Source organism: Streptomyces sp. URMC 123 (assembly GCF_051386515.1).
Classification (GTDB): domain Bacteria; phylum Actinomycetota; class Actinomycetes; order Streptomycetales; family Streptomycetaceae; genus Streptomyces.
In genome coordinates, this window is the sequence record NZ_JBPQTV010000795.1 from 1 (window position 1) to 242 (window position 242).

Here is a 242-nt window from a genome sequence, read left to right on the forward strand (position 1 = left end):
CACGTCGTGGACCTGGGGCCGTTGGCCGGTACGGCCGGTGGTGAGGTGGTCTTCGAGGGCACGGTCGACGGCCTGCGCACCAGCGGCACCGTCACCGGCCGGCACCTCGACGACCGCGTTTCGCTGAAGCCGTCGGTGCGGACGCCGTCCGGGGTGCTCCCGGTCCGCGGCGCGTCGGCGAACAACCTGCGCGATGTCGACGTCGACATCCCCCTCGGCGTGCTGACCGTGGTCACCGGGGT

1 pseudogene is annotated in these 242 nt (G+C 73.1%); it reads left to right on the forward strand.

Features of this window, described 5'->3' with window-relative positions:
• Positions 1 to 242 (forward strand): annotated as a pseudogene (locus tag ACSNOD_RS32045) (excinuclease ABC subunit UvrA); the annotation flags it as partial.